23 protein-coding genes are annotated in these 26985 nt (G+C 71.8%); 14 read left to right on the top strand and 9 right to left on the bottom strand.

Annotated elements, in window-relative coordinates:
* Positions 1-95: 95 nt before the first annotated feature.
* From ACTVAJ_RS18880 to ACTVAJ_RS18855, 6 genes are all read right to left on the bottom strand, one after another.
* A complete protein-coding gene (locus tag ACTVAJ_RS18880; protein ID WP_470389511.1) occupies positions 96-845 on the bottom strand; it encodes an MIP/aquaporin family protein in 750 nt (249 codons plus the stop codon).
* A gap of 203 nt (positions 846-1048) precedes the next feature.
* The gene (gene glpK, locus ACTVAJ_RS18875; protein WP_470389510.1) at positions 1049-2548 is read right to left on the bottom strand and encodes a glycerol kinase GlpK; all 1500 of its coding nucleotides are present in this window, start codon (positions 2546-2548) and stop codon (positions 1049-1051) included.
* Between the two features lie 338 nt (positions 2549-2886).
* Positions 2887-3678 carry an IclR family transcriptional regulator gene (locus ACTVAJ_RS18870; protein ID WP_470389509.1) on the bottom strand — a complete coding sequence of 264 codons (792 nt, stop codon included), beginning with the start codon at positions 3676-3678 and terminating at the stop codon, positions 2887-2889.
* Positions 3679-3829: 151 nt separating this feature from the next.
* Positions 3830-4843: a threonine aldolase family protein gene (locus tag ACTVAJ_RS18865; protein WP_470389508.1), complete on the bottom strand. Its 1014-nt coding sequence runs from the start codon at positions 4841-4843 to the stop codon at positions 3830-3832.
* A gap of 66 nt (positions 4844-4909) precedes the next feature.
* On the bottom strand, positions 4910-5377 hold the full coding sequence (locus tag ACTVAJ_RS18860) for a MarR family winged helix-turn-helix transcriptional regulator (RefSeq protein WP_470389507.1): 468 nt from the start codon (positions 5375-5377) through the stop codon (positions 4910-4912).
* Positions 5374-6012 (bottom strand): type 1 glutamine amidotransferase family protein, encoded by a 639-nt coding sequence (locus tag ACTVAJ_RS18855; protein WP_470389506.1) that lies wholly within the window; start codon positions 6010-6012, stop codon positions 5374-5376. Before ACTVAJ_RS18855 ends, ACTVAJ_RS18860 begins: the two co-directional genes overlap by 4 nt.
* A 220-nt stretch (positions 6013-6232) precedes the next feature.
* On the opposite strand from ACTVAJ_RS18855, the gene ACTVAJ_RS18850 reads away from it, so the two are divergent.
* The 7 genes from ACTVAJ_RS18850 (at position 6233) to ACTVAJ_RS18820 (ending at position 17140) form a co-directional block, all read left to right on the top strand.
* Positions 6233-11521, top strand: coding sequence for an AAA family ATPase (locus ACTVAJ_RS18850; protein WP_470389505.1), 5289 nt, complete (start codon positions 6233-6235; stop codon positions 11519-11521).
* Positions 11522-11538: 17 nt separating this feature from the next.
* Positions 11539-12387: a lipase family protein gene (locus ACTVAJ_RS18845; RefSeq protein ID WP_470389504.1), complete on the top strand. Its 849-nt coding sequence runs from the start codon at positions 11539-11541 to the stop codon at positions 12385-12387.
* A 61-nt stretch (positions 12388-12448) separates the two neighbouring features.
* Positions 12449-12817: a BlaI/MecI/CopY family transcriptional regulator gene (locus ACTVAJ_RS18840; RefSeq protein ID WP_470389503.1), complete on the top strand. Its 369-nt coding sequence runs from the start codon at positions 12449-12451 to the stop codon at positions 12815-12817.
* On the top strand, positions 12814-13782 hold the full coding sequence (locus tag ACTVAJ_RS18835) for a M56 family metallopeptidase (protein WP_470389502.1): 969 nt from the start codon (positions 12814-12816) through the stop codon (positions 13780-13782). The genes ACTVAJ_RS18840 and ACTVAJ_RS18835 overlap by 4 nt, the downstream gene beginning before the upstream one ends.
* Positions 13783-13915: 133 nt before the next feature.
* Positions 13916-14689: a DsbA family protein gene (locus ACTVAJ_RS18830; RefSeq protein WP_470389501.1), complete on the top strand. Its 774-nt coding sequence runs from the start codon at positions 13916-13918 to the stop codon at positions 14687-14689.
* Positions 14686-15549, top strand: a complete 864-nt coding sequence (locus ACTVAJ_RS18825) for a cytochrome c biogenesis CcdA family protein (protein WP_470389500.1) — start codon at positions 14686-14688, stop codon at positions 15547-15549. The genes ACTVAJ_RS18830 and ACTVAJ_RS18825 overlap by 4 nt, the downstream gene beginning before the upstream one ends.
* A 214-nt stretch (positions 15550-15763) precedes the next feature.
* Entirely contained in the window at positions 15764-17140 is a 1377-nt protein-coding gene (locus tag ACTVAJ_RS18820; protein ID WP_470389499.1) for a GntP family permease, read from the top strand.
* 35 nt (positions 17141-17175) lie between these two features.
* Here the strand turns inward: ACTVAJ_RS18820 and ACTVAJ_RS18815 are convergent, their stop codons facing one another.
* On the bottom strand, positions 17176-17886 hold the full coding sequence (locus tag ACTVAJ_RS18815) for a FadR/GntR family transcriptional regulator (protein ID WP_470389498.1): 711 nt from the start codon (positions 17884-17886) through the stop codon (positions 17176-17178).
* Positions 17887-18024: 138 nt separating this feature from the next.
* Here ACTVAJ_RS18815 and ACTVAJ_RS18810 point away from each other — a divergent pair, with 138 nt between their 5' ends.
* Both ACTVAJ_RS18810 and ACTVAJ_RS18805 read left to right on the top strand, forming a co-directional pair.
* On the top strand, positions 18025-18540 hold the full coding sequence (locus tag ACTVAJ_RS18810) for a gluconokinase (protein ID WP_470389497.1): 516 nt from the start codon (positions 18025-18027) through the stop codon (positions 18538-18540).
* A gap of 152 nt (positions 18541-18692) precedes the next feature.
* The gene (locus ACTVAJ_RS18805) at positions 18693-19211 is read left to right on the top strand and encodes a hypothetical protein (RefSeq protein WP_470389496.1); all 519 of its coding nucleotides are present in this window, start codon (positions 18693-18695) and stop codon (positions 19209-19211) included.
* Between the two features lie 22 nt (positions 19212-19233).
* Here the strand turns inward: ACTVAJ_RS18805 and ACTVAJ_RS18800 are convergent, their stop codons facing one another.
* Positions 19234-20073, bottom strand: coding sequence for an alpha/beta fold hydrolase (locus ACTVAJ_RS18800; protein WP_470389495.1), 840 nt, complete (start codon positions 20071-20073; stop codon positions 19234-19236).
* Positions 20070-20498 (bottom strand): helix-turn-helix domain-containing protein, encoded by a 429-nt coding sequence (locus ACTVAJ_RS18795; protein ID WP_470389494.1) that lies wholly within the window; start codon positions 20496-20498, stop codon positions 20070-20072. The genes ACTVAJ_RS18800 and ACTVAJ_RS18795 overlap by 4 nt, the downstream gene beginning before the upstream one ends.
* Before the next feature lie 397 nt (positions 20499-20895).
* On the opposite strand from ACTVAJ_RS18795, the gene ACTVAJ_RS18790 reads away from it, so the two are divergent.
* The 5 genes from ACTVAJ_RS18790 to ACTVAJ_RS18770 all read left to right on the top strand — a co-directional run bounded on the left by ACTVAJ_RS18790 (position 20896) and on the right by ACTVAJ_RS18770 (position 26955).
* On the top strand, positions 20896-22563 hold the full coding sequence (locus ACTVAJ_RS18790; RefSeq protein ID WP_470389493.1) for an ABC transporter substrate-binding protein: 1668 nt from the start codon (positions 20896-20898) through the stop codon (positions 22561-22563).
* A 183-nt stretch (positions 22564-22746) separates the two neighbouring features.
* Positions 22747-23751 carry an ABC transporter permease gene (locus tag ACTVAJ_RS18785; protein WP_470389492.1) on the top strand — a complete coding sequence of 335 codons (1005 nt, stop codon included), beginning with the start codon at positions 22747-22749 and terminating at the stop codon, positions 23749-23751.
* Positions 23751-24734, top strand: a complete 984-nt coding sequence (locus ACTVAJ_RS18780; protein WP_470389491.1) for an ABC transporter permease — start codon at positions 23751-23753, stop codon at positions 24732-24734. Before ACTVAJ_RS18785 ends, ACTVAJ_RS18780 begins: the two co-directional genes overlap by 1 nt.
* A 2-nt stretch (positions 24735-24736) precedes the next feature.
* Positions 24737-25864 (top strand): ABC transporter ATP-binding protein, encoded by a 1128-nt coding sequence (locus ACTVAJ_RS18775; protein WP_470389490.1) that lies wholly within the window; start codon positions 24737-24739, stop codon positions 25862-25864.
* Positions 25861-26955, top strand: a complete 1095-nt coding sequence (locus ACTVAJ_RS18770; RefSeq protein WP_470389489.1) for an ABC transporter ATP-binding protein — start codon at positions 25861-25863, stop codon at positions 26953-26955. The genes ACTVAJ_RS18775 and ACTVAJ_RS18770 overlap by 4 nt, the downstream gene beginning before the upstream one ends.
* The last annotated feature ends 30 nt before the right edge of the window (positions 26956-26985 follow it).

The raw sequence follows: 26985 nt of genomic DNA, 5'->3' as shown, positions 1-26985 counted from the left end.
GTCAGTACCAGTCGCGGTGCGGGGGTGCGCACACGCGGGGAGCCGGGTACCGCCCCCGTGGCGGTACCCGGCTCCCCGCGTGTCCGGGACGGGCGTCAGCCGCCGAACCCGGTCAGCTTCCAGATCCAGGCTCCGATGACACCGCCCACGATCGGGGCGACGACCGGGATCCAGGCGTAGCCCCAGTCCGAGGACCCCTTGCCCGGGATCGGCAGCAGCGCGTGCGCGATACGCGGGCCCAGGTCGCGGGCCGGGTTGATCGCGTACCCCGTCGGGCCGCCCAGGGACAGGCCGATCGCGAACACGAGCAGACCGACCAGGAGCGGGGCCAGACCGGTGGCGAACAGGGCCGACAGGTCCACCTCGTCCCCGGAGACGTGCCCGGAGTTGGCGCCGATGCCGAGGATGCCCAGGACCAGCATCGCGGTGCCGACGAGCTCGGTGACGAAGTTGGCGACGGGCTTGCGGACGGCCGGTGCCGTGCTGAAGACCGCGAGCTTGGAGTCGGGGTCGTCGGTCGGCGCCCAGTGCGCGTGGTAGACGAGGTACACCAGCACCGCACCGGTGAAGGCGCCCGCCATCTGGGCGGCGATGTAGCCGGGCACCAGGGACCACGAGAAGTCCCCGATACTCGCCAGCGCGATGGTGACCGCCGGGTTGATGTGGGCGCCGCTCGTGGTGCCCGTGACGTAGACGGCCATCGCGACCGCCATACCCCAGCCGAACGTGATGACGATCCAGCCGGCGTTGTTGGACTTGGACTTGGCCAACACCACGCCGGCGACGACACCGCCACCGAGCAGGATCAGGATCGCCGTACCGACGAACTCTGCCAGATAAACCATGAGGACCTCCGCCCCGGAAGGGGCATGCGGGGTGCGGGAGGTCCGTCGCTCCGCGTCGGGGGGCGCGGGAGCGGGGCGACGTTGGACACACCCGTCACGTGATGGGGATGCGCGGGGCACGCGAGGTGCCCCGGGTGCCGCTCCCAGGGATCCCCGGCGGTCGCCGGAGGCCCCCGGGGGCGGTCGTCAGAGGAGGCGGCGGGCTACTGCTCGTCGGGGTGCTCGACCCAGTCCAGCGTGCGCTCCACGGCCTTGTTCCAGTTGCGGTACTCGCGGTCGCGGACCTCGGGGTCCATCTTCGGGGTCCACTCCGCGGCCTTGTGCCAGTTCGCGCGCAGGGTCTCCACGTCCGGCCAGTAGCCGACGGCCAGACCGGCGGCGTAGGCCGCGCCGAGGCACGTGGTCTCGGCGACCATCGGGCGCACGACCTCGGCGTCCAGGACGTCGGACAGGATCTGCATGAGCAGGTTGTCCGCCGTCATGCCGCCGTCGACCTTGAGCGTGGTCAGGTCGATCCGGGAGTCGGCGTTCATCGCGTCGACGACCTCGCGCGTCTGCCAGGCGGAGGCCTCCAGGACGGCGCGGGCGATGTGGCCCTTGTTGACGTAACCGGTCAGACCGGCCACGACACCGCGGGCGTCGCTGCGCCAGTGCGGGGCGAACAGGCCGGAGAAGGCGGGCACGATGTAGCAGCCGCCGTTGTCCTCGACCGTGCGCGCGAGCGTCTCGATCTCGGGGGCGGTGGAGATGAGGCCCAGGTTGTCGCGCAGCCACTGCACGAGCGAGCCGGTGACGGCGATCGAGCCCTCCAGGGCGTACACCGCGGGCTCGTCGCCCAGCTTGTAGCCGAGCGTGGTGAGCAGGCCGTTCTGGGAGGTGACCGGCTCGGTGCCGGTGTTCATGACCAGGAAGGTCCCGGTGCCGTAGGTGCCCTTGACGTCGCCCGGGTCGAAGCAGGTCTGGCCGAACAGGGCGGCGTGCTGGTCGCCGAGCGAGGAGGCCACGGGGGTTCCGGCGAGGTAGCCGCGGGCGGTCCCGTACACCTCGGAGGAGGAGCGGATCTCGGGGAGGATCGCGGCGGGGATGCCCATCGCGTCCAGGATCTCGGCGTCCCACTCCAGCGTGTGCAGGTTCATCAGCATGGTCCGGCTGGCGTTGGTCACGTCGGTGACGTGGCGGCCGGTCAGCTTCCAGATGAGCCAGGTGTCCATGGTGCCGAACAGCACCTCGCCGCGCTCGGCGCGCCCGCGCAGCCCGTCGACGTTGTCGAGCAGCCAGCGGAGCTTGGGGCCGGAGAAGTAGGTGGCCAGGGGCAGGCCGCACTTCTCGCGGAAGCGGTCCTGGCCGCCCTCGTTGCCGAGCTCGCGGACGATGTCGTTGGTGCGGGTGTCCTGCCAGACGATGGCGTTGTGGACCGGCTTGCCGGTCTCGCGGTCCCACACGACGGTGGTCTCGCGCTGGTTGGTGATGCCGACGGCGGCGACCTGGTCCGGGGTGATGTCGCTCTTCTGGAGGGCCTGCTGGACCACGACCTCGACGTTGGTCCAGATCTCCTCGGCGTCGTGTTCCACCCAGCCCGGCTGGGGGAAGATCTGTCGGTGCTCGCGCTGGTCGACCGAGACGATCCGCCCGTCCCGGTCGAAGAGGATGCAGCGGCTCGACGTGGTGCCCTGGTCGATCGCGGCGACGTACTGCTGACTCATCGGGTTGTTCGCCTTCCGGTGGACGGCTGCGGGTGGGAAGCCGGGATGGGTGTCGAACGGGTGAACTCGGTGTTGACCGAACGGCGTACGACATTGACGTATGAAGTACGCGTCAGTTTCATCCGTCTTTCCTTCCCATGTCAAGACGGTGTGACGCAATCGTGTCGCGTGGGTCACATGTCACGGAGAGTGAGCGTCGATGGGCTCACGTGAACTGTGCCAGGACCGGTGTCCATGCGGAACGCACCACTCCGACCAGCGGTTTCACGGCGCCCGAACACGGTCCCGGGTGCGGCGGAGGACGGCGGCGGGCGGCGGCGGGCGGCGGCGGGCGCCTCCTAGTAGGGGGACGCGCCCAGGTCGCGTGAGATGGCGCGGGCGGCGTCGCGGACGTAGGAGACCTGCTCCATGTCCGGTTTGCCGTCGTCCGAGGCCAGGCGCTCCACGGCGCCGCGCACCCCGATCCCGCCCACGGTGACGCCGCGGCGGTCCCGGATCGGGGCGGCGATCGACACCTCGCCCTCGACCAGTTCCTCGGCCTCCCAGGCCCAGCCGTTGTCGCGGACCTCCACGAGCTGCTCCTCCAGCGTCACCGGGGAGACGACGGTGTGCCGCGTGAAGGCGGGCAGCGACACGACGCCCTCGCTCTCGGAGGCCGGGGTGTCCTCCTCGGGGATGGCCAGGGGGTCGAAGGCCATCAGGACCTTGCCGATCGCGGTGGCGTGCAGGGGCAGCAGGTCGCCCACGTCGAGCGTCTGGCGGGTCGAGTCCGGGCGGAAGACGTGGTGCACCACCAGGACCTGGTTCTTGTGCAGGGTGCCGATGCGTACGCTCTCGCCGCTGCGTGAGGCGAGGGTGTCCGCCCAGTTCAGCGCCCGTGTGCGCAGTTCGTTGCCGTCCAGGTACCGGGTGCCCAGACTCAGCATGCCGCCGCCCAGGCGGTAGCGCCCCGACTCGGGGTCCTGCTCGACGAAGCCGACGTGCTGGAGCGTGCGCAGGATGCCCAGCGCGGTTCCCTTGGGCAGTTCGAGCGACCGCGAGATCTCCGCCAGGCTCAGCCCCCGGGCGCCGCTGGCCAGGAGCCGGAGGATGGCGGCGGCGCGTTCGATCGACTGGATTCTTCCCGGCATGGGGGTGCAACCACTCTCTAGTACGACAATGTCATACGCGAAATGCTACTACGCGATGTGACGCGTCACACCTCGTTCTGGTCCCGGATCCGCGTGCGGTCGGGCAAGTGTAGCCCTCGACCCCTGCTCTGACCTGCGCGGGAGGGGAGGATCACAGCTCCTGGGCGGACGTGACGATCCCGTTCGCGGCCTCGTCGACATTGCTGTCGGTGATGTCCAGGTGCACGGTGAGCCGGACCAGCGACCGGCCGATCGCCAGAGCGGCCACACCGTGTCCGGCCAGCAGTTCGACCAGGCGTGCGGCCGTCCCCTCCGGGGACTCCAGCAGCACCATGTTGGTCCTGGCCTCCGCGGAGAGTCCCGGGGCACCGCCGATCCGCCCGGCGAGCAGCGCGGCGCGCGCGTGGTCCTCCGGGATCCGCTCCCGGTGGTGGCGCAGCGCGTGTAGGGCGCCCGCCGCGATGATCCCCGCCTGCCGCATCCCGGCGCCCAGGAGCTTGCGGGCCCGCCGGGCGCGGCGGACGGTCGCGGCGTCACCGGCCATGGCCGAACCCACCGGCGCGCCGAGCCCCTTGGAGAAGCACACCGACACCGTGTCGAAGCCCGCCGCGACCTCGGAGGGCGCCGCGTCCAGGGCGGCCGCGGCGTTCCACAGCCGGGCTCCGTCCAGGTGCGCGCGCATGCCGTGGCCGTGGGCGAAGGCGACCACCCGCCGCTGCTCGGCCAGCGGCACGACCTGGCCGGTGAAGGTGTTCTCCAGCCACAGCAGCGCGGGTTCGGCGCGGTGCGCGTCGCCCGCCCGCGCCCCGCTCGCCCACGCGGTCAGGAGGTCGTCGGCCGGGAACGGGGCACCGGAGTACAGGCGCGGCTGCACCCGGGACAGGACCGCGGCCGCCCCCTGCTCGGAACCGATGAGGTGGTGGTGCTCATGCGCCCACACCTCCTCGCCGCTGCGCGTGGACACGTACAGCGCGAGCTGGTTGGCCATGTGCCCGGACGGCACGTAGACCGCGGCCTCCTTGCCCAGCAGGGCCGCGGTCTCCTCCTCCAGCGCTCGCACGGTCGGGTCCTCGCCGAACACGTCGTCGCCGACCTCCGCCTCGGCGATGGCGCGGCGCATGGCCGCCGTGGGGCGGGTCACCGTGTCGGAGCGCAGGTCGATCATCGGGGTTTCCTTCCACCGGGTGCGGAACCGACGATACTGCCGGAGCCCGGGTGGCTCCGAGGCGCGTCAGCCGTCCCCGATCCGCTCCAGTGCCCGGGAGAGCAGCCGGAGCGTCTCCAGGGCGCGTCGGGCCTCCTCCTCGCCCAGTTCACCCACCAGCTCCTCGGCGACCCGTGCGTGGTCCGGCCGGATCCGGCGCATCGCCGCCCGGCCTTCCTCGGTGAGGGCCAGCAGCTTGGCCCGGCTGTGCGCCGGGTTCGGCCGGTACTCGGCCAGCCCCTGGTCCACCAGCAGGTCCGCCATGCGCTGCACGCTCTGCCGCGAGACCCCGAACCGCCGGGCGACGGCCGACACCGGCCGGGGCTCGTCGGTCACCGCCCCCAGCACCTGCCAGCGGGCCGCCGTCAGCCCCGCCGGTCGGGCCAGCTCCTCGGCCACCGCCATGAGCTGGCCGTTGAGGCGGAACACGGTGAGCGCGGTCCCCGACAGCAGGTCGGAGGGGCGTTCGTCGGACGGGGGCACGGGCGGGGTCATAGGCGGGACGCCTCGGCCAGGACGGCGAAGGCCTCCGGGTCGTGCTGGGCGAAGAGCCGGTACCAGGCGTCCAGAACGCGCGGGGAGTACAGGTCCAGCGCCGCGAAGATCTCGCGCGCGAACTCGATCGGGGCGGTCGGGCCGGCGGTGATGAGGTCCCCGTCGGTCACCGCCAGATCGGACCGGTAGTGGGAGATCCCCGTGTAACCGGTGGCCAGGAGGTACTCGGGGGCGGCGCTGGTGTGGGCGCGGTCGTCGAGCAGCCCCTCGCGGGCCAGTCCGGCCGTGGCTCCGCAGATCGCGGCGACCGGGACACCGGCGTCGAGGAAGATCCCGGCGGCGGAGGCGAAGGGGGACAGCGACTCGGGGTCGGCGTCCCAGCCGTCCGCGCCCGGGAGGATCATCATCGCGCTCTCGGAGGGCTTGAGCTGGTGGAGCGCGATGTCGGGCAGGATGCCGAGTCCGCCCATCGTGGTGACGGGCGCGCCGGTCAGGCCGACGGTGACCACGTCGTACCGGCCGGGGCGGCGCTGCGCGTGTCCGTTGCGGATGTGCGCGACGGCGTGTCCGACCTCCCAGTCCGCCATCTGGTCGTAGACGGCGAGGTGGACGGTCCGCTTGAGTGGTGCGTTCATGACAACATCCTGTCATCGTGACAACATGGTGTCAATGGGGTTCGGGGTGCTGTCCGAGAGTGGTGGCGGGGTGGTGTGCCCGGTGGTCCGCGCCGTGATGACACGTTAGGGACTCCGTGCGGTGCGCGTGGGCATAATGGACCAGAAACGATCTGCCGTGCCTTTTCGGGCAGTGCACAACTGCATATTCCCCCGAACGAAAACGGAGAGGTTGACCCCCTTGCCGACCGGAACCGGCCGTCGCTTCCTCATCACCGTCGGCGTGTCCAGATACCAGCACCTGCCGAGTGAGGAGCAGTTGGCCAGCGTCGGGGACGACGTGCGTACCGTGCGGGACCTGTTCGCCGGCCTGGGCTACGTGTCCGTTCTGGAAGGGGTCGGGGAGTACGACGGCGCGAACGGAATCCGGGAGAAGATCCGTTTCTGGGCGGACGACGTCGAACTCGACGAAACCGACATCGTCGTCGTGTATTTCGCGGGCCACGGATACGCGCCCGACCGTGACCGGCACTACCTCTGCTGCTGGGACACGAAGATCGAGAACCCGGCCGCCACCGCGCTGGCCACCGAGGACCTCGCGCGCGTCCTGTGCGAGGGCCGCGGGAGGCTGCGGCGGCTCATGGTCGTCCTCGACACCTGCTCGGCCGGGGCCGGGGCCTCCGACGCGGTCGGGTACGCGCTCCGCACCCTGGCCTACCGGTTCACCGGCGGCGACGTGTCCGCGTCGGTCTGCTTCCTGTCCTCGGCCCGGGCCAAGGACCTGGCTCAGGAGGGCGCGTTCGCCCCCGCGCTGCGCGAGGCGGTGGAGGCCGCGACCGAACGGGCCGGTCAGCGCCAGCCCTACCTCGACCTGGCGTCGGTGGTGCAGCACGTCAACGACCACTTCGGTGAGCTGGGCGTCCACCAGCGCGCCGAACTCGCCAAGGGGGCCGGAACCGGCCTGGACCCCTTCCTGCCCAACCACTCCTACCGCGCCGACCTGCCCGCCGAGGGCACGGACCTGGACCTCCAGCGCCAGGCGGCGGAGCTGATCGAGCACTACGGGCCGCGCTCGCGCGGGGTCGAGTTCGAGTCCGAGCAGGGGCGCTACTTCAGCGGCCGGGAACGGGTCCTGCGCGAACTGGTCGACTGGATGACCGCCGCCGAGGGGGACGGGCGGGGACGGATCGTCACCGGGAAGCCGGGGTGCGGGAAGTCGGCGGTGCTGGGGCGGATCGTGACGGTGTCGGATCCCGACTACCGGCGGCGGCTGAACCTGGGCGAGGCACCGGAGGGGACGCTCGCCCCGGAGGGGACGGTGGCGGCCGCGGTCCACGCGCGGCACAAGCGGCTGGAGGAGGTGGTCGAGCGGATCTCGGAGGCCGTCGGAGCGAAGTCTCGGGCCCCCTCGGCCGCCGGACTCCTCCAGGAGCTGGCGCTGCGGGCGCAGACCTCGGAGAGGCCCGTGGTCATCGTCGTGGACGCGTTGGACGAGGCGGGGTCGGGGACCACCGCCGACTTCGTGGGCCGGGGAGAGCCGCGCCGCATCGCCCGTGAACTGCTGCGGCCCATGGCCGAGATCCCGAACGTGCGGCTGCTGGTGGGGACCCGCAGGGAGGTGGTCAGGGCGCTGGAGTCGGCGATGACCGTCATCGACCTGGACACCCACCCCACCGACACCCAGGAGGACATCCGGGGGTACGTGCGGCAGCTGCTGCTGGCCGCCGACGAACGGAGCGTGCGGACGCCGTACGCCGAAGCCCCCGAGCTGGCCGACCGGGTGGCGCGCGGGGTGGCGGGCCGGGCGGCGGGGGTGTTCCTGGTCGCGCGGTTGACCGCACGCAGCCTCCGCAAGGAGGAACGGCCGATCGACGTCTCCGCCCCGGGGTGGGAGCGGTCGCTGCCGAGCGGTGTGGGGGAGGCCTTCGACGACTACCTGGAACGGTTCGGCGAGGAGGAGGACCGGGTCCGGCGGATCCTGACGCCGCTCGCCTTCGCGGAGGGCCAGGGGCTGCCCCGGGGCGGCACCTGGACCGCGATGGCGTCCGGCCTCTCCGGGGTGGAGTGCACCGACGCCGACGTGGGTGACGTGCTGCGGTTCGCCAGCGACTACGTGGCCGAGGTGAGCGAGGGGGAGCGGTCGGTGTACCGGCTCTACCACCAGGCGCTCGCCGACCACCTGCGCACCTCCTACACGTGCGACGCGGCGCGGGCCCAGGACCGGATCGTGACGGCCCTGCTGGCCACCGTGCCGCGGCGACCGGACGGGGAGGGGCCGGACTGGTTCTCGGCGCTGACCTACATCCGGGACCACCTGGCCACGCACGCGTCGGACACGGACCACTTCGACGCGCTGGCGGAGGACCCGGTCTTCCTGCTGGCGGCCAGTCAGCGCCCGCTGCTGCGGGTGCTCAACCGGGCGTCCGGAGAGGAGGCCAAGGCCGCGAGGACCGCCTACGAGCAGGTGGCGCATCGTCTGTCGGGGGACTTTCCGCTGAAGGGTCGCACCGCCGACCTCCAGCTGTCAGCGAGGAGGTGCGGTGCGGACACCCTCGCGGAGCGGATCGACAAGTCGAGGCTGCCGTCGACATGGCGTACCAAGTGGGCGTGGTGGTCGACGAGCGGCGCGCACCGCCAGTTGGTGGGGCACACGAAGGCCGTCACCTGCGTGGCCACGACCTCCCTGGACGGCCACCGTGTCGCGGTCACGGGAGGTGATGACAAGACGGTCCGGCTCTGGGATCTCAGCACCCAGAGTCAGATGGGGGAGGCGTTGAGCCTCCCGGTACGCCCCACATGCATCGCCCTGGGAGAGGTGGGCGAGTACTCGGTTGCGGTGGTCGGCAGCATTGACGGCCGACTGAGAATCGTGGACCTGTCCACCAACCGGATCCTGGGAGACCCTCTGGAGGGTCACACCAACCTGATCAACGACGTCGCGCTGGTGTCCTTCCACGGCCTCCCCCTCGCACTGACGTCGAGCCAGGACGGCACCGCCCGGTTGTGGGACCTGTCGGCCGGATCCCCGATCGGCCCTCCTTTGGCGGCACATGGAAGCACGGTCGAGGCTGCTGCCCTGGGTGTCGTGGAGGAACGGATCATCGGGGTGACCGGCGGAGCCGACCGCCGGGCGTTCGTGTGGGACCTGACACCGCTGCTGTATGTCCCGGACGCTGGGGTTCGGCACGCCAACGACGCCTGGGGCTCGGACACCACGGTGGCCGAGGAGATGGCGGGGGTGCGCTGTGCTCCGTTCATGGCCCATATGGCGACGGTGTCCGCGATAGCCCTGACCGTGACACCCACGGGCCCCGTCGTGGTCAGCGGTGACATGAACGGGATGCTCAACCGCTGGAATCCGCTCGACCGGCAGCAGACCGGGCAGCCCACCCTCGCCCACCCGAACAGGATTCCCGGGCTCGCCGGTGTTCTCTCTCTCGACGTGGGCACGTCGTCGGGACGGCCGATGGTCCTGACCAACGGATGTGATGACGCCCGTGTGTGGGACCTGGAAACCATGCGTCAGCAGGGGCACCCGTTGCGTGGACACTCTCTGGGGCTGAACGGATCCGCCCTGAGCTGTCGCCCGGACGAGAGCTTCGCGGTAACAATCAGTGCCGACCTCACCGCCCGTGTGTGGGATCTGTCGGCGGATCAGCCGGAGGCGGGGCACGTCGAGTCGATCGACGCGGTCGCGGCCGCCACCCACGAGGGGCGCTCGTACGCGGTCACCGGAGGGACCGAAGGATTGCTGTACGTCTGGGACCTGGAGCGACTCCGCGGTGTCGTCCGCCCGCTGGAGACGAACCAGGGCACCATCCGAGCGGTGGCGCTGGCCTCGGTGGCCGACGACATGGTCGCCGTGACCGGGGGTGATGACATGAGCTTGAAGGTCTGGCGCCCGCTGCGGGACCGTGAGTGCCAGGTTCACCTGACCGGGCACACCAACGCCGTGACCAGTCTCCAGGTGGTCGAGTTGGACGGTCGACCGCTCGCGTTCAGCGGAAGCGAGGACGGAACCATCCGGGTGTGGGACCTGGCAGCGGGGACCGAGGCGGCGGGGCCGATCACCGGTCAGATCGGGGGTATCCGCCACATGCGGGCACGGGTGGAAGCCGGTGTCCTGTCACTCGTCGCCTGGACGACGCACGACCACCTCTACATGTGGACCTGGGACGGCGGATTCGACACGGCGCCCGAACGCGTGGTCGAGAGGGAGGCAAGGGACTGGGGGCGCAGACTCCGCACGATCGGGATCGGCTTTCTCGGTGGAACCGCGGTCGCCATGGTGACGAGCGGGGCCAACGATCTGCGCTGTTACTCCGTCGACCGGTGGACGCAGATCGGCCGGGCCGTACAGGGGCGGGGAACGACGCTCTACAGCGCCACCGTCTCCCCTTCCGGAGGCGGCCGCCTCGTCGCGGTGATGACCGCGCCCAAGGCCGTCCACCTGTTCGACCTGGACTCGGGTGCCCAGGTCGGGTCTGCACTGTTGTTCAGTGAGAACGGGCTACCCGGTGGCGTGTTCGTGCGGACGGCGTCGGGGCCCGGGTTTCTCACCGTCCACAAGGCGCAGGCACGGTTGTGGGATGTGGCGACCACCAGTCCCGTCGGTGAGGCCTTCTCCGGGCTGGACCACCGGATCCGGGGCGTCAGCGTGGACGAATCGGCGGGAACGGTCCGGACCATGAGCGTTGACGGGGTGCTGCGGACACACGATGTCGAGACCGGTCGGCTGACCGAACCGCTGCTTCCGAGCCGAAACACGGGTTTCTCCCTCAGCAGGGTCACCGAGACGACGTACCTGGCACCGAGTTGGAATCAGGTGACCCTGGTCGACACTGCCGCCAGGAAGGCACTCGGCTCCTTCCACGAACACGACCTCGATCCGTGGAGCGAGTGTGCCGTGCATGACCTGGATGACCGGACCCTCGCGGTGACCGCGGGCAAGGACGCGTGCCTCCACGTGTGGGACCTGGCGGACGGACGACGACTGGGCGAGCCGTTGAGCGGTCACACCGCCAGCGTCAGCGACGTACGGATCGCGCGTGTCGGCGATCGGCACCTTTTGGCCAGTGCGTCTGAGGACGGCACCATCCAGGTCTGGGACCTGCGGACCAGGGAGCGGGTCGCCGGGCCGTTCGGCGGTGACGGAACCCAGTGGTCCGCCGTCGACGTCGCCCGGATCGGGGAGCGCGGACTGCTCGTCGGAGGGACAAGGGAGGGAGAACTTCTCCTTTGGGACACACGGGAATGGTCCCCTCTCCGGTTGCCGGTACCGAGGTTGAGCGACGGTGTCACCTGGGTGCGCATCGTCGAGGCCGACGAAGTTCCGCTCATCGTCGCCGCCAACCTGGAGGGTGTCATCCGGGTCTGGAACCACGCCGCGCGGAGCATGGTCGGTGAGATCGGTACCGGGAGCAAGATCAACGACCTCGCGATCACCCGTTCCGGCGACCTCTACGCCGCCACCGACTCCGGACTCGTCGCCCTCCACCTGGACACCTCCTCCCTCACCCGTCCCTCCTGACCTCACAAGGAGCCCCCGTGCCCCGGATCGTCTGCGTCCACGGCATCGCCCAGCAGTTCAAGGGCGCCAGCACCCTCCTCGCCGACTGGGCCCCGGCGCTCGCCGACGGCGCGGACCGCGCGGGGGTGAGGATCGGGAGCGACGACGTCGCCATGGCCTTCTACGGCGACCTCTTCCGCCCGGCCGGCCACCGCTCCCTCGGCGTCCCCCCGTACGACGCCTCCGACGTGGCCGAGGGCCTGGAACAGGACCTGCTGCGCGCGCTGTGGGAGGAGGCCGCGCGGACCGACCCCTCCGTCCCCGGCCCCGACGCCCCCGTCCGCTTCGGCGCCCCGGGCTGGGTCCAGCGCGCGCTGACCGCCCTCTCCCACCACCCCTCCTTCGCCGGACTCGCCGAACGCGCGATGATCTTCGACCTCAAACAGGTACACGCCTACCTCACCGACCCCGGGGTCCGGACGTCGGCGCGGGAACGGGTCCTCGACCGGCTCACCCCCGACACCCGCCTGGTCGTCGCCCACTCGCTCGGCAGCGTGGTCGCCTACGAGGCCCTGTGCGCGGCCGGGAGCGCGCCCCGGCTCGACCTGGTGACGCTCGGCTCGCCGCTCGGGATCTCCGGGCTGATCTTCGACCGCCTCACCCCGCCGCCCTCCGAGGGCCGGGGCACACGCCCGCCGACCGTCGGGGCGTGGACCAACGTCGCCGACCGGCGTGACGTGGTCGCGCTGGTCAAGGAGTTGGACCCGCTGTTCGGCGGGGTCGACGACCAGCCGGTGGACAATGGTCCCAAGGCGCACGACGCCGCGCCCTACCTCACCTCCCGCGAGGTGGGCGAGGCGGTGGCCGCCGCGTTCACGGAAGGGTGACGGGCGCGGGCGCTCACTATCCTTGAGCGAGAACGGACGTCAGGTGCGGGGCGCAGGTGACATGGTTTCTGGTCTTGGACCGCTGGAGTCGGCGGTCATGGAGGTCCTGTGGGGGGCCTCCACCCCCCTGAGCGTTCGTCAGGTGCTCGGCTCCCTGCCGGAGGGGACCGCCTACACGACCATCTCCACCGTGCTGGAGAACCTGCGGCGCAAGGGCTGGGTCCGGCGCGAGCGGACCGGCCGTCTGTGGTTCTACGAACCCCTGCGCGACCGCTCCACCCACGCGGCCGAACGGATGCGCGACGCCCTGGAGGGCGGCCGGGACGCCGAGGCCACGCTCCTGCGCTTCATCGACGGTATGCGCCCGGACCAGGTGCGCACCCTGCGCTCCCTGCTCGCCGACCTTCCCGACGACGGGGAGGAACCGTGATCTGGTTCCTCGCCGCCGCCTGCGCCGTGTTCGCGCTCGGCCTCGGGGGCGCCCGGCTGGTGCGGCGCGCCGCGGGGGCGCACGGGGCCGGTCCGCGGACCATGCTGGCGCTGTGGACGCTGGCCACGGCGGTGTGGATCGCCTCCTGCGTGGCGCTCGCCGCCCTGCTCACCGCGGAGCTGCTGGGTCCGGCGGTCAAGGGTGTCGTGGCCGCCTGTCTCAGCCTCCTCCAGGCACTGGAGCGCCGGGAGGCGGCCCCGGGGGTCGGTGCCGCCGCCGCGCTGCTCCTGCTCGGGTCGGTCCGTCTGGCCTGGACGGGGCTGCGGCGCGGGTGGGCGGGCCGGTCGTGGCGGCGTTCGCACGACCGTGAGCTGCGGGCGGGGGCGCGACGGCGCACCCTGCACGGTCAGCGGGTGTGGCTCGTCGACACCCCCGAGCGCGGTGCCTACTGCGTCCCCGGGAGCCGCGGGGGCGTCGTCGTCACCAGCGGTGCCCTGGCGGCGCTGAGCGAACGCCAGACGCGGGCGGTCCTGGCGCACGAGCGGGCCCACCTGGCGGGCCGACACCACCTCCTCGTCGGCTGGGCGCGCCTGCTCGCCGCCGCCTTCCCCAGGGTTCCGCTGCTCAGGGCCGCGGCACACGAGGTGCCCGTGCTCGTGGAGTGGGCGGCCGACGACCGCGCCGTCCGGGAGGTGGGGACGCGCCCCCTGGTGTACGCCCTGGCCCGCCTCGCCGAGCCCCGGGCCGACCACGGGGACGCCGCTCCGGCTCTGTCCATCGGCGGTGCGTGCCCGGTCGAGCGGGTCCGGCGGCAGATCGCCCGGACCCGGGAGCGCCCTCGGCCCCGGGCGCGGGCGCTCGTCCGCGTCGTGCCGACGGTGGTCCTGTTGGCGGCCCCGCTCCTGTTCACGGTGGCCGCCACCGTGGTCGGTGTGCTCGCCCCGCACTGCGACTGCGCGGCCTGAACGCCGCCTCCGGCCGGCGCCGGTGACGCGTGACCCACCGCTCATCCCGCGCTCCGGCGTTTCGTTCTATCGAGAATAGAAGATCTTCTATGCTCGATAGAAACAAATTCCGGATACGGGAGAGGGGTGGGGTATGCCCACGTCGTCGCAGGGGCGTTCGGAGGGGCGGGGTGGGGCCTGGCGGGGCCTGCTGTGGGCCGGAGCGGCCGTTCTCGTCATCGCTGGGCTGCTCGCGGCCAACGCCGTCCTGGACGGCCGGACCGAGGTGTCCGGCGCCGGGTCGCCGAGGTCCGCCGGGGCGGACGGGACCGACACCGACCCCGGCCGGGCCGAGTTGGCCGACCTGCTCGCCCGCAGGGACCCCGACGACCACGCCGCCATGGGGCCGGTCGACGCCCCTGTGGTCATGGTCGCCTACTCCGACTACCACTGCCCCTACTGCGGGCGCTGGTCCCGGGAGACCCACCCCGAGCTGATGCCCTACGTGGAGGCGGGTGACCTGAGGGTCGAGTGGCGCGACTTCCCCGTCATCACCGACTCCTCGGAGGCGGTCTCCCGCGCCGCCCGGGCGGCCGGGGAGCAGGGCGCGTTCTGGGAGTTCCACGAGGCCTACTTCGAGGCCGCCGAGGAGGCGGGCGGGGACGACCCGGAGCCGGCCATCGGCCGGATCGTCGAGGATCTGGGCCTGGACCGGGGGCGCTTCGACCGGGACCGGGAGAGCGACCGGGTCGCCGGGATGGTGAGCCGCGACTTCGCGGAGGGGCAGGCGCTCGGTGTCACCTCCACCCCCGCCTTCGTGGTCAACGGGCTCCCCCTCATGGGAGCCCAGCCCACGGAGGTGTTCGAGGACGCCGTCGAGGACGCACTCGCGGCTGCCGGGGACGGAGCCGGTGAGGGGGAGCGGTGACCGACATCGGGTTCGTCGCGGCCCTGGCGGGCGGTGTCCTCGCCCTGTTCAGCCCGTGCAGCGCGCTCCTGCTGCCCTCGTTCTTCGGGTACGCCTTCCGCGACCCGCGCCGTCTGCTGGCCCGCACCACGGTCTTCTACCTGGGTCTGTGCACCACGCTGGTCCCCCTGGGCGCGGGCTCGGCCTCGGTGAGCCGCCTGTTCAACGGCGAACGCGACCTGCTCATCACCGCGGCCGGATGGCTGATCATCGTCTTCGGCCTCGCCCAGGCCGTCGGCCTCGGGTTCGCCTCCGGGGCGGCCCAGCGCCTCCAGGGGCGGTTCGCCGGGCGCACCGACACCGTCTCGGTGTTCGCCCTGGGCGCCGTGTACGGGTTCGCCGGGTTCTGCTCCGGTCCGATCCTGGGCGCGGTCCTCACCGTGGCCGCGACCGGAGGACCCGTGCGCGGCGCCCTGCTCCTGGCCGTCTACGCGCTCGGGATGGCGGCGCCGCTGTTCCTCCTGGCGCTGTTGTGGGACCGCTACGACCTCGGCTCCAGGGGATGGCTCCGGGGGCGCAGCGTCGCCCTGGGCCCCCTCACCGTGCACACCACCAGCGCCCTGTCCGGTGTCCTGTTCGTCCTCGTCGGGGTCCTGTTCCTCCGTTACGACGGCACGGCGACGCTCTTCGGCGGTGTCGGGGCCTTCCACGAGCAGACCTACCGCCTCCAGGAGTGGCTCTTCCGGATCGGCGGACCGGGGACCGACGCGGCCGTCCTGGCCGCCGTCAGCGGGCTGTTGCTGCTGGCGGGGGTGTGGGGATGGCGCCGCGCCCGCGGGCGCGGCGCCCCCGATCGGCGCGACACCCGCAACGACGCGTGAGGCCGGGGCTGTGGTGCACGTCACCACGGCCCCGGACGCGCGCCGACACAGGCGTTCCCGGTGATCCAGGTCTCACGGGCGTAACAGAAGCGAACGACGTGGTTCACACGGTCTCACAAATGGTATTACCATTGCCGTCACCTGTTCCAAGCGCAGGTCAAGGCCGTGTCATCGGCGGCCCAGAGTCCTCAACCGCCCATCGGAAGGCTCCGTCGTGGAGAACTTCGAACCCGTCTACGGCACGGGACCCCTCCTCGGGATCGCGGCCGGCGCCATCGCCCTCCTGCTGCTCCTGATCATCCGCTTCAGACTGCACGCGTTCGTCGCGCTCGTCCTGGTCAGCGTCCTGACGGCGCTCGCCACCGGTATCCCCGCCGCCGGCGTGGTGCCCACCCTCCTCGACGGTTTCGGCGGCACGCTCGCCAACGTCGCCCTCCTGGTCGGCCTCGGCGTCATGATCGGCCGCCTGCTGGAGGTCACCGGCGGCGCCGCCGTCCTCGCCGGAGCCCTGATCAAGGTGTTCGGGGAGAAGCGCGCCCCGCTGGCCCTCGGGGTCGCCTCGCTGCTCTTCGGCTTCCCGATCTTCTTCGACGTCGGCCTCATCGTCATGCTGCCGATCGTCTTCAGCGTCGCCCGGCGCCTCGGCGGGTCGGTGCTCACCTACGCCCTGCCCACGGCCGGCGCGTTCGCGGTGATGCACGCCTTCGTCCCGCCGCACCCCGGTCCGGTCACCGCCGCCGTCGAGATCGGCGCCGACATGGGCCTGGCCCTCCTGGTCGGCCTCGTGCTGGCCATCCCGACCTGGTACCTGGCCAGCTACCTCTACGGCCTCTGGGCGGGCAGGCGCTTCGAGCTCCCCGTCCCCGACGACATCCTGGCCGACGGCACCGTCAAGCACGACGACCCGCCGCGCCTGGCCACCGTCCTGGGCATCCTGCTGCTCCCGATGGTGCTGATCTTCGGCAACACCGGTACCGCCACGCTCGTGGCGACCGGCGCCGTCGCCGAGGACGCCGTGTGGGTGCGGGTCCTCCAGCTGCTCGGCCAGACCCCGATCGCACTCCTGCTCACCGTGCTGGTCGCGATGGTGGTCCTCAGCCACGGCCGGTTCTCCCGCGCCAAGGTCGAGGAGATCGTCGGCGGCGCGCTCGGCCCGGTCTGCGGCATCATCCTCATCACCGGTGCCGGCGGCATGTTCGGCGGCGTCCTGCGCACCAGCGGCATCGGCGAGGCACTCGCCGGGACCCTGGAGTCCACCGGCCTGCCGGTCATCGTCGCGGCCTTCGTCATCGCGCTGGCCCTGCGCGTCGCCCAGGGCTCGGCGACCGTGGCCCTCACCACGGCGGCGGGTCTGATCGCCCCCGCGGTGCACGCCAGCAGCGGACTCTCCTCGATCGACCTGGCCCTGATCGTCATCGCGATCGCGTGCGGCGCCACCGCGTTCTCACACGTCAACGACTCCGGATTCTGGCTGGTCGGCCGTTTCCTCGGCATGGACGTCAAGACGACGCTCAAGACGTGGACGGTCATGGAGACGCTCATCGGCTTCGTCGGGTTCGGTCTCGCCTTCGGCCTGAGCCTGGTGGTGTGACCGGGGCCCGACGCGGTCCCGGGCGGCCCGTCCCCTCAGCCGCGGTCGCCGTCGTCCTCCTCCAGGGCGACGGCGACCTCGCTGACGATGGAGCGCATCGCCGCCTCGGCCACGTCGGGCAGCCCGTCGGCGACCGCCCGCGCCACCGCCGTGTGCAGGCGCAGCGCCTCCGGGCGCGGCCGCCGCGGCATGAGGTGGTAGGAGGTGCGTCCGACCAGCACCTCCGCCACCACCTGGGAGAGTCCGACGAACATCTCGTTCTCCGACAGCTCCAGGACGCGGCGGTGGAAGGCGATGTCCAGGTCGAGGAAGGCGTCCAGCTCCCCGGCGCGGCCGGTTTCGGTCATCCGCTCGGCGACCGCCACGAGCCGCCCGCGCTCCTCGGGCGCTCCGCGCACGGCGGCGAGGGCGGCGGCGGCCGGCTCCACGGCGGCGCGGAGTTCGTTGAGCGAGCGCAGCTGTTCCATCCGCCCCGGACCGGCCAGCCGCCACCGGATGAGCTGGGGGTCGAAGACACTCCAGTCGGCGCGGGGGAGTACCCGGATCCCGGTCCGGGGGCGGCTGACGACCAGGCGCATCGACTCCAGGACGCGGACGGCCTCCCGGGCGACGGTACGGGAGACCCCGAAGTCCGCCTCCAGTCCCTGGAGGGTGAACGCGTGGCCGGGCTCGTACTCGTCGGCCGCGATCGCGGGGCCCAGGACCGCCAGCACGCGGTTGTGCAGTGTGCGGTTGTCAGTGCCCATCGTGCTCCCAGCGCTCCGGATTCCAGGGCCCGGCCGTGATCGGCGCGGCCAGCCCGAAGCCTAGTCGGACTGATTGATATCACTATTCAAGGTGGTGGCCCCGCCCACACGCGGGTACACACCAGAGCGGGAGAGACCATGCACCTCGTTTTCATGGGCGTCTCGGGCAGCGGCAAGACCACGGTCGCCGCGCGCGTGGCGGGACGGCTCGACCTCCCCTTCGCGGAGGCCGACGCCTTCCACCCGGACGCCAACATCGCCAAGATGGCCGCGGGCGTGCCGCTGACCGACGAGGACCGGTGGCCCTGGCTGCGCGACCTGGCCGGGTGGATCGCCGAGCACGACGCGCGCGGCGGCTCCACGGTCATGGCCTGCTCCGCGTTGCGGCGCTCCTACCGCGACGTGCTGCGCGAGGGCGCCGCCGACGTGCGCTTCCTGCACATGAGCGGGACCTTCGAGGTCATCAGGGCGCGGATGGGCGCCAGGGAGGGCCACTTCATGCCCCCCGCGCTGCTCGAATCGCAGTTGGCGACCCTGGAGGCGCTCGGGCCGGACGAGCCCGGAGAGGTGTTCGACGTGCGTGCGGACGTGGACACCCTCACCGAGCTGGCCCTGGCCTATGTCGGCCGTCCGGCGCGGTCGGCGGGGGCCTGAACCACGGTCCGATTCGCCCGCGGGGCAGGGTCCGACCTGCTCGGACGGTCCGGGTGGCCCAACCCCGGCCCGGTTTGGGGTCCGGGGTCGGGGGAGGAAACGGACGGCCCCGCTGTTGCGCGGTGCCCCTGCCACACGTAACCCTGTTCGTCATGTATGAGACGGTTTCCTCCCCCTCCGTCCCCGAGCACCGGTCCGCGGCCGTCGCGCCGGCCCCTCACCCGGGACTCCGCCCAGGCCCCCTCTCCGGCCGCCGACGCGGGCAGCGGCCGCCGTCGGACGTCCAGCAGACCTGCGCCCTGATGTTCGTCGCCGGGCCGTTCTTCGGTTTCCTGGCCTACGCCGCGTGGGACCGGCTGGACGCCGGGGTGCCCGGTCAGGCCGTCACCGGCCTGTGGACCCTGGTCGTCCTCTCCGCCCTGGTGGGGGCGGTGGCGGTCGGGCTGGCGATCCCCGTGCTCCGGGCCGTGCCGCTCCTGTGGCGGGTGGCCCAGTTCGGCTCGCTCGCGGGGATGGGGGTGGCCCTGTCGGGCCTGCACCGGGCCGCCCAGCTCGCCAGCACCCTCGTCATGGTCGCCGCGGCGCTGGCGGCCCTCGTCGCGATCGTGGTGAACATCGCCCTGTGGACCACCGCCGTCCGCCGCTGGTGCGACGTCCGGGGGGCCGCCTGAGACCGATCCCTCCCGGGTCCGGTCAGCCGTCCAGGAAGTCCGCGAGCGCCTCGCCCTGCCCGAGGATCGCGTGACCGGTCCCCGGGAGTACGGTGACCTCCGCGTGCGGGACGCACGCGCGCACGCGCCGGGCGGTCCCGCGCGAGTCGAACATCGCGTCGCGGTCGCCCACGACCAGCCGTACGGGCACGGTCAGGCGGCGCAGCGCGTCGTCGGAGAACACGGGCAGCCGTTCGGTACGGGGCCGGAACCCGGAGAAGGTCAGGTGCACGGAGTCCAGGATCTCCCGGTGCTCCGGGTCCCGCAGACCCGTCATCGCCCGCACGGACCGGCGCCCTCCCCCCGGAACCAGCAGTCCCAGCAGCATGGTGCCCAGGATCCGCCCCGTCCGCTGCCGGCCCACGCCGCCCGGGCACAGGAGTCCCAGGCGCCGGACGCGTCCGGGGTGCCGGACGGTGTAGTCCAGGGCGACCCAGCCGCCCAGTGAGGTGCCCACGAGCGCGGTGGCGGTGATCCCCAGCCCGTCCAGGACCTCGTCCAGCCAGGACGCCAGGGCGTCGGAGTCCAGGGGCGGGCGCGCGGGGGCGCTCAGGCCCGGTTCGCCGATGAGGTCGACGCAGTGCACCCGGAAGCGGCGCGCGAGCACGGCCGCGTCGTCCCGCCAGGCCGTCGTGTTGGCGCCGGACCCGTGCAGGAGGACGACCGGGGGAGCGTCCCCGGGGCCGCAGGAGACGACGAAGGTCTCGCCCGCCCGGGTCGGCACCCGGCCGTGCCGGACGGGCACCGGCCACGCGGCCAGGTCCCGGTGGTACCGCTCCCGGCTCTCGCGCTCCGCCGCCGGTGACCGGTAGACCGTGCTCACTGGTCGAGCACCCCCTCCACGTACTCCAGCATCCGGGCCGTGTCCGCCAGACCGCCCAGGACGACGACCTTCATCCGCGACCGGTCGGGGTCGAAGGCCGTCTCGACCCGCAGCCGCTGGCCGCCGGGGCGCGGCCCGGCGGCCATGCCGGTCAGGAGCGTGCTCAGGCGGTCGGCCGTGGCCCGGTCCACACCCTCGAGGTCCACGATGCCCGACACCTCGCTGTGCCGCCGTCCGGGCGCCGCGCCCGTCGGTTCGTCCACCGGACGGCCGGTGAACGCCTCCAGGTCGGACCGGGAGATCCGGTACTGCTTGCCGATACGCACGGCGTTGAGCCGGCCGTCGCGCACGTAGTTGCGGATGGTGCGCACGTGCAGGCCCAAGCGCTCGGCGACCTGGTCCACGGAGTAGAGATGATCAGTCACGGAACTACCGTAAACTACCGCATCTTCCTGCGCAAGGGGGAAGTTTGAGGAACATTCGCGTAGTTCGCATGAAGACTACTGCCTGGTTCGACCTTGGCTTCTCATCTTCTTTTTGTCGGACAAAGAGGACGAACGTTGAACATCACATGATCCCTTTTGTTTCAGTCACATCGGGAACAAAGCCCACATAGTTCGCTGTCGGGTTTCTCCGGTGGGGTGTGAGGGTAGAAGCATCGGTTGGACACCGCGTCCAGAAAATCGGAGCTATGGATCACGGCACAGAACTGAAACGGTTGTATTAATACCCAGCCGTCCATCTTCCCCGGTGCACTTCGCGCGGTTTAGGGTCCACACCATCAGCCAGGGCCTCGACCCCCCGCCCACACCGAGGTGGACCATGTTCACGAAGTCTTCCCGAAAGCCGTCGGCCGTTCTGGCCGCGGCCGCCACACTCGCGCTGGTGGCGACAGCCTGCGCGGAGAGCGACCGAGAGGCGTCGGGTGGCGATGATTCCGAGCCGTTCGTCTTCGCGAGCGCGGGCGACATCAGCACCCTCGACCCCTTCTTCACCAGTGACGGAGAAACGTTCCGTTACAGCAGGCAGGTCTTCGAAACTCTGCTGAAACACGAATCCGGCGGCACGGAGATCGTCGGCGGTCTCGCCGAGGACTGGGAACAGTCCGAGGACGGGACCGAATGGACCTTCCACCTGCGCGACGGTGTCACTTTCCACGACGGCGAGGAATTCGACGCCGAGGCCGTGTGCGCCAACTTCGACCGCTGGTTCAACATGACCGGCCCCTACCAGGACGGGAACAACTCCTACTACTGGCAGTCCATCTTCGGCGGCTTCGCGGAGAACGAGAACGAGGACATCGGCGAGCCCCGCTTCGAGTCCTGCGAGGCTTCCGACGAGCTCACCGCGGTCATCACCATCTCCGAGTACTCCTCGGTCTTCCCCGGCGGGTTCTCCCTCGCCGCCTTCGGCATCATGAGCCCCGCCGTGATCGAGCAGGTCCAGGACGAGGAGATCACCGGCGAACCCGGGAACTTCACCCTCCCCGCCTACACCCAGGAGGCCGGGACGGTCGCCGGGACGGGTCCGTTCCGCGTCACCGAGTGGAACCAGGACCAGGCCGAGGTCACCCTGGAGCGCTACGACGACTACTGGGACGACCCCGCGGGCTTCGAGACGATGATCCTGCGCGCCATCCCCGACGAGAACGCGCGCCGCCAGGCCCTGGAGGCGGGCGACATCCACGGCTACGACCTGGTCGCCCCCGCCGACGTCGAACCCCTGGAGGCCGCCGGGTTCCAGGTGCCCACCCGCGGCGTGTTCAACGTCCTCTACATGGCCTACCAGCAGGAGACCAACGAGGCCCTCGCCGACGTCGAGGTCCGCCGGGCCCTCGCGCACGCGGTGGACCGGCAGCGGATCGTCGACACCATCCTCCCCGAGGGCGGTGAGGTGGCCACCCAGTTCCACCCCGACACCCTCGACGGCTGGTCGCCCGACGTCCGGACCTACGAGTACGACCCCGACCTGGCCCAGGAGATGCTGGCGGACGCGGGGCAGGAGGACCTGACGGTCGAGTTCTGCTACCCCACCGACGTCACCCGGCCGTACATGCCCGCGCCGCGCGACATCTTCGACGTCATCTCCGCCGACCTGGAGTCCGTCGGGGTCACCGTGGAGGCGACGACCTACGAGTGGACCGAGTACATCCCGCGGACCAACGCGGGCGACTGCGACATGTACCTGCTCGGCTGGACCGGTGACTACAACGACGCCTACAACTTCATCGGCACCTGGTTCAGCGGCCCCAGCGACGAGTTCGGGCTGCGTGACGAGGACCTGTTCGACGCCATGGCCGAGGCCAGCTCCAACCCGGACACCGAGGAGCGCGTCGCCGCCTACCAGGACCTGAACGAGCAGATCATGGAGGTCCTGCCGGGGCTGCCCATCTCCAGCTCCCCGCCCTCCATCGCCTTCGCGCCGAACGTCACCCCCCCGAACGTCAGCCCGCTGACGCAGGAGGAGTTCGCCGAGGCCTCCTGGCAGTGACGCGGGGCCCCTCCCCCACCGGGGAGGGGACGGGCCCGGTCGACGGCGGTCGACCGGGCCCGCCCGTCGCCCCACCCTTCGCGGAGCACCCGCGCCAACCCGGCGGGTGGTCCGTGCACACAGTTCCCAGGCACGGCCCGTGCCGACCCCCGGGCCGTGCCCCTCTGGCGAAAGGCGGCAAAGGTGCTGCGATTCATCGTCAGGCGTACCCTCCAGCTGATCCCCACCCTGGGTGGCCTGTCGATCCTGCTGTTCGCCTGGCTGCAACGACTGCCCGGCGGACCGGAGTACGCCCTCCTCCCCGACGACGCCACGGAGGCGCAGCGCGAGGCGCTGCGGCGCGCGCTCGGACTGGACGAACCCTTCACCGTCCAGTACCTGGCCTTCCTCCGCCGGATCGCCCAGGGCGACCTGGGCGCCTCCCTCCAGACCGGCAGACCCGTGCTGACCGAGTTCTGGACGCGTTTTCCCGCCACGTTCGAGCTGTCCGTGACGGCGATGCTCATCGCCGTGTCCGTGGGCATCCCGCTCGGATACCTGGCCGCCCGCCGACGCGGTTCGGCCCTGGACTTCGCCGCGGTCGGCGGCTCCCTCCTCGGCATCTGCACGCCGGTCTTCTTCCTGGCGTTCATCCTCAAGGTCGTCTTCGCCGAGACCCTGGGCTGGCTGCCGTCCGCGTTCCGGCTCTCGCCCGGCCTGACCCGCACCGACATCACCGGCTTCGTCCTCCTGGACGCCGTCATGACCCGGGAGTGGGACGTGGTCTGGGACGGGTTCGTCCACCTGATCCTGCCCGGCCTGGCACTGGCCTCCATCCCGCTGGCGGTCATCGTGCGCATGACCCGGGCCAGCGTCCTGGAGGTCCTCGGCGAGGACTACGTGCGCACCGCCAACGCCAAGGGGCTGCACCGCGGCACCGTGCGCACCCGCCACGTGATGCGCAACGCCATGCTCCCCGTGGTCACCGCCGTCGGCCTGCTCACCGGCAGCCTGTTCGCCGGTGCGGTCCTGACCGAGAGCGTCTTCGCCTTCCCGGGGATCGGCTCCTTCGTCTACGCCTCCACCCAGGAACGCGACTATCCCGCGCTGACCGGCTTCATCCTGCTCATCGCGACGATGTACGTCTTCATCAACCTCCTGGTGGACATCTCCTACAGCCTCCTCGACCCGAGAGTGCGGGCCCAGTGATGCCAACGACACCCAGCCCCCCTCTCCTTGGCCGCAAGGCCGCGAAGGTCGACCGGCTCGCCGAGCTCATGGGCGAGCGCGCCGACGACGGCCACGGCGCGAGCATCTGGCGCGAGGCCCTCTCCCGCATGCGGCGCAGCCCCATGGCGATCACCGGAGCCGCGGTCGTCGTCGTCTTCGTGCTGATCGCGCTGTTGGCCCCGCTGATCGCGCCCTACAGCCCCGTCGAACAGACCTGGGGCGACGAGGTCTTCCCCAACCGCAACGTGTTCGTGGGCCCGCGCGCGGAGAACTGGTTCGGGTTGGACAACCTCGGCCGCGACCAGTTCTCCCGCATGGTGATCGGTGCCCGGCAGACCCTGCTGGTGGGGGTGGTCGCCACGCTCGTCGGCTTCGGCGTCGGCGCCCTGCTCGGCGGAACGGCCGGTGCGGCCGCCGTCCTCGGCGGGCGGTGGGGTCGCCAGTTGGACAACGTCGTCATGCGCTTCATCGACATGATGCTCGCGCTGCCGACCCTGCTGCTCGCCGTCACCGTCGCCGCACTCATCGGCCCCAGCCTGCTCACGGTCATGCTCGCGGTCGGCGTGGCCCAGGTGCCGATCTTCGCCCGACTGCTGCGCGGCGCGATGATCTCCCAGGGCGGCCGCGACTACGTGCTCGCGGCACGGGCACTGGGCGTGAGCGAACGCAGGATCGCGCTCACGCACATCCTGCCCAACTCGATGGGCCCGGTGATCGTGCAGTCCACGCTCACCCTGGCGACCGCGATCATCGACGCCGCCGCCCTGTCCTACCTGGGGCTGGGCAACCCCGACCCGTCCTTCCCCGAGTGGGGGACGATGCTCGCCGACGCCCAGCGCTTCCTGTCCAGCGCGCCCTCCCTGGCGGTCTACCCCGCCCTGGGCATCATCGTCACCGCGCTCGGCTTCACCCTGCTCGGTGAGGCGATGCGGGAGGCCCTCGACCCCAAGCTGAGGAAATGACCATGAGTTCCAGCACGCCACTGCTGACCGTGGACGAGCTGTCCGTGGTGTTCCGCCGGCGCGGTGCCGAGGCGACGCGGGCCGTGGACGGGGTGTCCTTCACCCTGGAGGAGGGCCGGGTCACCGGTCTGGTCGGCGAGTCCGGCTGCGGCAAGAGCGTCACCTCCCTCGCCCTGATGGGGCTGCTGCCCGACCGGGGCGTCACGGTCGGCGGCTCCGCGGTGCTGCGGCTGCCCGGCGGCGACGTCGACCTGCTCTCCCTCTCCCAGCGGCGGATGCGCGACCTGCGCGGGTCGCGGTTGGCGATGATCTTCCAGGACCCGCTCAGCTCCCTCAACCCGGTCGTGCCGATCGGCCGCCAGGTCACCGAGATCCTCCGGCGCCACCGGGGCATGAAGGGGGACCGCGCCCGGAAGGAGGCCGCCGACCTGCTGTACCGGGTGGGCATCCCGGACCCGACCCGGCGGCTGCGCGAGTACCCGCACCAGCTGTCCGGCGGCATGCGCCAGCGGGCCCTGATCGCCATGGCGGTCGCGTGCCGCCCCCGGCTGATGATCGCCGACGAACCGACCACGGCGCTGGACGTCACCATCCAGGCGCAGATCCTGGAGCTGCTGCGGGACCTGGTCACCGAGGAGGGCACCGCGTTGCTGATGATCACCCACGACCTGGGGGTGGTCGCCGGGTTGTGCGACGACATCAACGTCCTGTACGCGGGGCGGGCGGTCGAGCGGGCGCCGCGGTCGGAGCTGTTCGCCGACCCCACCCACCCCTACACGGTCGGGCTGCTCGGCTCCATCCCCCGGCTGGACGCGCCGCGCGGGGAACCGCTCACCCCCGTCCGGGGGTCGGTGAACGACAACATCGCCTGGTCCGACGGGTGCGCCTTCGCCCCCCGCTGCGACCACTACACGATGGACTGCCTCCAGGGGGCACCCGAACTGGTCGGGGCGGCGGGCGGCGGTGACCACGTGCACCGCTGCGTGAACCCCGGTACGGACGCGCGGCGGGAACCGGAGGCGGACCGGGCGGAGGCCGTCGGGGCCGCCACCGGGTCGGAGAGTGGCCCCGCGGCGGAGACCGGGGCGGAGCGCACGGCGGCGGGCGAGAACGAGGAGGGGCGGGCATGAGTCTGCTGCGGATCGAGGACCTCAGGGTGCACTTCCCGATCAGGCGGGGCGTGGTGGTCGACCGGACCATCGGCCACGTACGCGCGGTCGACGGCGTGAGCCTGGCGGTCGAGCACGGACGGACCTACGGGCTCGTGGGCGAGTCGGGCTGCGGCAAGACCACCCTGGGCCGCGCCGTGCTGCGCCTGGTGGACATCACCGGCGGCGGGGTGTGGTTCGACGGCCGGGACCTGGCCGGGCTGGACGCGCGGGCGATGCGCCGCGAGCGCCGCAGGCTCCAGATGGTCTTCCAGGACCCGCTGGGCAGCCTCAACCCCCGGCAGAACGTCGGATCGATCCTCATGGAGGGGTTGCGCGTCCACGGGATCGGCGGCCCGGACGAGGGCGGAGGCGCGCCGCGCGGGCGGGAGCGCGACCGCCTCGTGCTCCAGGACCAGCGCAGGCGCGTGGTCGACGCCCTGGAACGGGTGGGCCTGTCGTCGAAGGCCCTCACCCGTTACCCGCACGAGTTCTCCGGCGGCCAGCGCCAGCGGATCGGGATCGCCCGCGCCCTGGTCCTGGAACCGGACCTGATCATCTGCGACGAGCCGGTCTCGGCGCTGGACGTGTCGATCCAGGCGCAGGTGCTCAACCTGCTGGAGGAGCTCCAGGAGGAGCTGGGCCTGACCTACCTGGTGATCGCGCACGACCTGGCGGTCGTCCGGCACGTCAGCGACGTCGTCGGGGTGATGTACCTGGGCGGTCTGGTCGAGGAGGCCGACAGCGACGACCTGTACGAGTCCCCGCTGCACCCGTACACGCGGTCGCTGATGTCGGCGGTTCCGGTGCCCGACCCCGGTGTGGAGGACACCCGTGAGCGGATCCTGCTCACCGGGGACCTGCCCTCACCGGCCAACCCTCCGCGGGGCTGCCGGTTCCACACCCGCTGCCCGTGGCGGCAGGAGGACCGGTGCGCCACCGAGCGTCCGGAGCTGCGGCGGTTGGCCGGCGCGCCGGAGACGAGTACCCACCGGGTGGCGTGCCACCACGCCGAGCGGATCCTGTCCGGTGAGCTCCGGCCGAGCGGGGAACACGCCGCGCAGGGGAGCTGAGCTCCGTCCGGGCCGTTTCCGGGGTGCCCC

This window comes from Nocardiopsis sp. KDC1DS13DA1, from assembly GCF_055632325.1.
The sequence above is the reverse complement of the archived record's forward strand: the minus strand, read 5'-3'. Positions and strand labels throughout refer to the sequence as shown.

Coding starts and splice junctions, on each gene's coding strand:
- ACTVAJ_RS18880 (WP_470389511.1), bottom strand. CDS start 845: ATGGTTTATCTGGCAGAGTTCGTCGGTACGGCGATCCTGATCCTGCTC.
- glpK (WP_470389510.1), bottom strand. CDS start 2,548: ATGAGTCAGCAGTACGTCGCCGCGATCGACCAGGGCACCACGTCGAGC.
- ACTVAJ_RS18870 (WP_470389509.1), bottom strand. CDS start 3,678: ATGCCGGGAAGAATCCAGTCGATCGAACGCGCCGCCGCCATCCTCCGG.
- ACTVAJ_RS18865 (WP_470389508.1), bottom strand. CDS start 4,843: ATGATCGACCTGCGCTCCGACACGGTGACCCGCCCCACGGCGGCCATG.
- ACTVAJ_RS18860 (WP_470389507.1), bottom strand. CDS start 5,377: ATGACCCCGCCCGTGCCCCCGTCCGACGAACGCCCCTCCGACCTGCTG.
- ACTVAJ_RS18855 (WP_470389506.1), bottom strand. CDS start 6,012: ATGAACGCACCACTCAAGCGGACCGTCCACCTCGCCGTCTACGACCAG.
- ACTVAJ_RS18840 (WP_470389503.1), top strand. CDS start 12,449: ATGGTTTCTGGTCTTGGACCGCTGGAGTCGGCGGTCATGGAGGTCCTG.
- ACTVAJ_RS18830 (WP_470389501.1), top strand. CDS start 13,916: ATGCCCACGTCGTCGCAGGGGCGTTCGGAGGGGCGGGGTGGGGCCTGG.
- ACTVAJ_RS18815 (WP_470389498.1), bottom strand. CDS start 17,886: ATGGGCACTGACAACCGCACACTGCACAACCGCGTGCTGGCGGTCCTG.
- ACTVAJ_RS18810 (WP_470389497.1), top strand. CDS start 18,025: ATGCACCTCGTTTTCATGGGCGTCTCGGGCAGCGGCAAGACCACGGTC.
- ACTVAJ_RS18805 (WP_470389496.1), top strand. CDS start 18,693: ATGTATGAGACGGTTTCCTCCCCCTCCGTCCCCGAGCACCGGTCCGCG.
- ACTVAJ_RS18790 (WP_470389493.1), top strand. CDS start 20,896: ATGTTCACGAAGTCTTCCCGAAAGCCGTCGGCCGTTCTGGCCGCGGCC.
- ACTVAJ_RS18780 (WP_470389491.1), top strand. CDS start 23,751: ATGCCAACGACACCCAGCCCCCCTCTCCTTGGCCGCAAGGCCGCGAAG.
- ACTVAJ_RS18775 (WP_470389490.1), top strand. CDS start 24,737: ATGAGTTCCAGCACGCCACTGCTGACCGTGGACGAGCTGTCCGTGGTG.
- ACTVAJ_RS18770 (WP_470389489.1), top strand. CDS start 25,861: ATGAGTCTGCTGCGGATCGAGGACCTCAGGGTGCACTTCCCGATCAGG.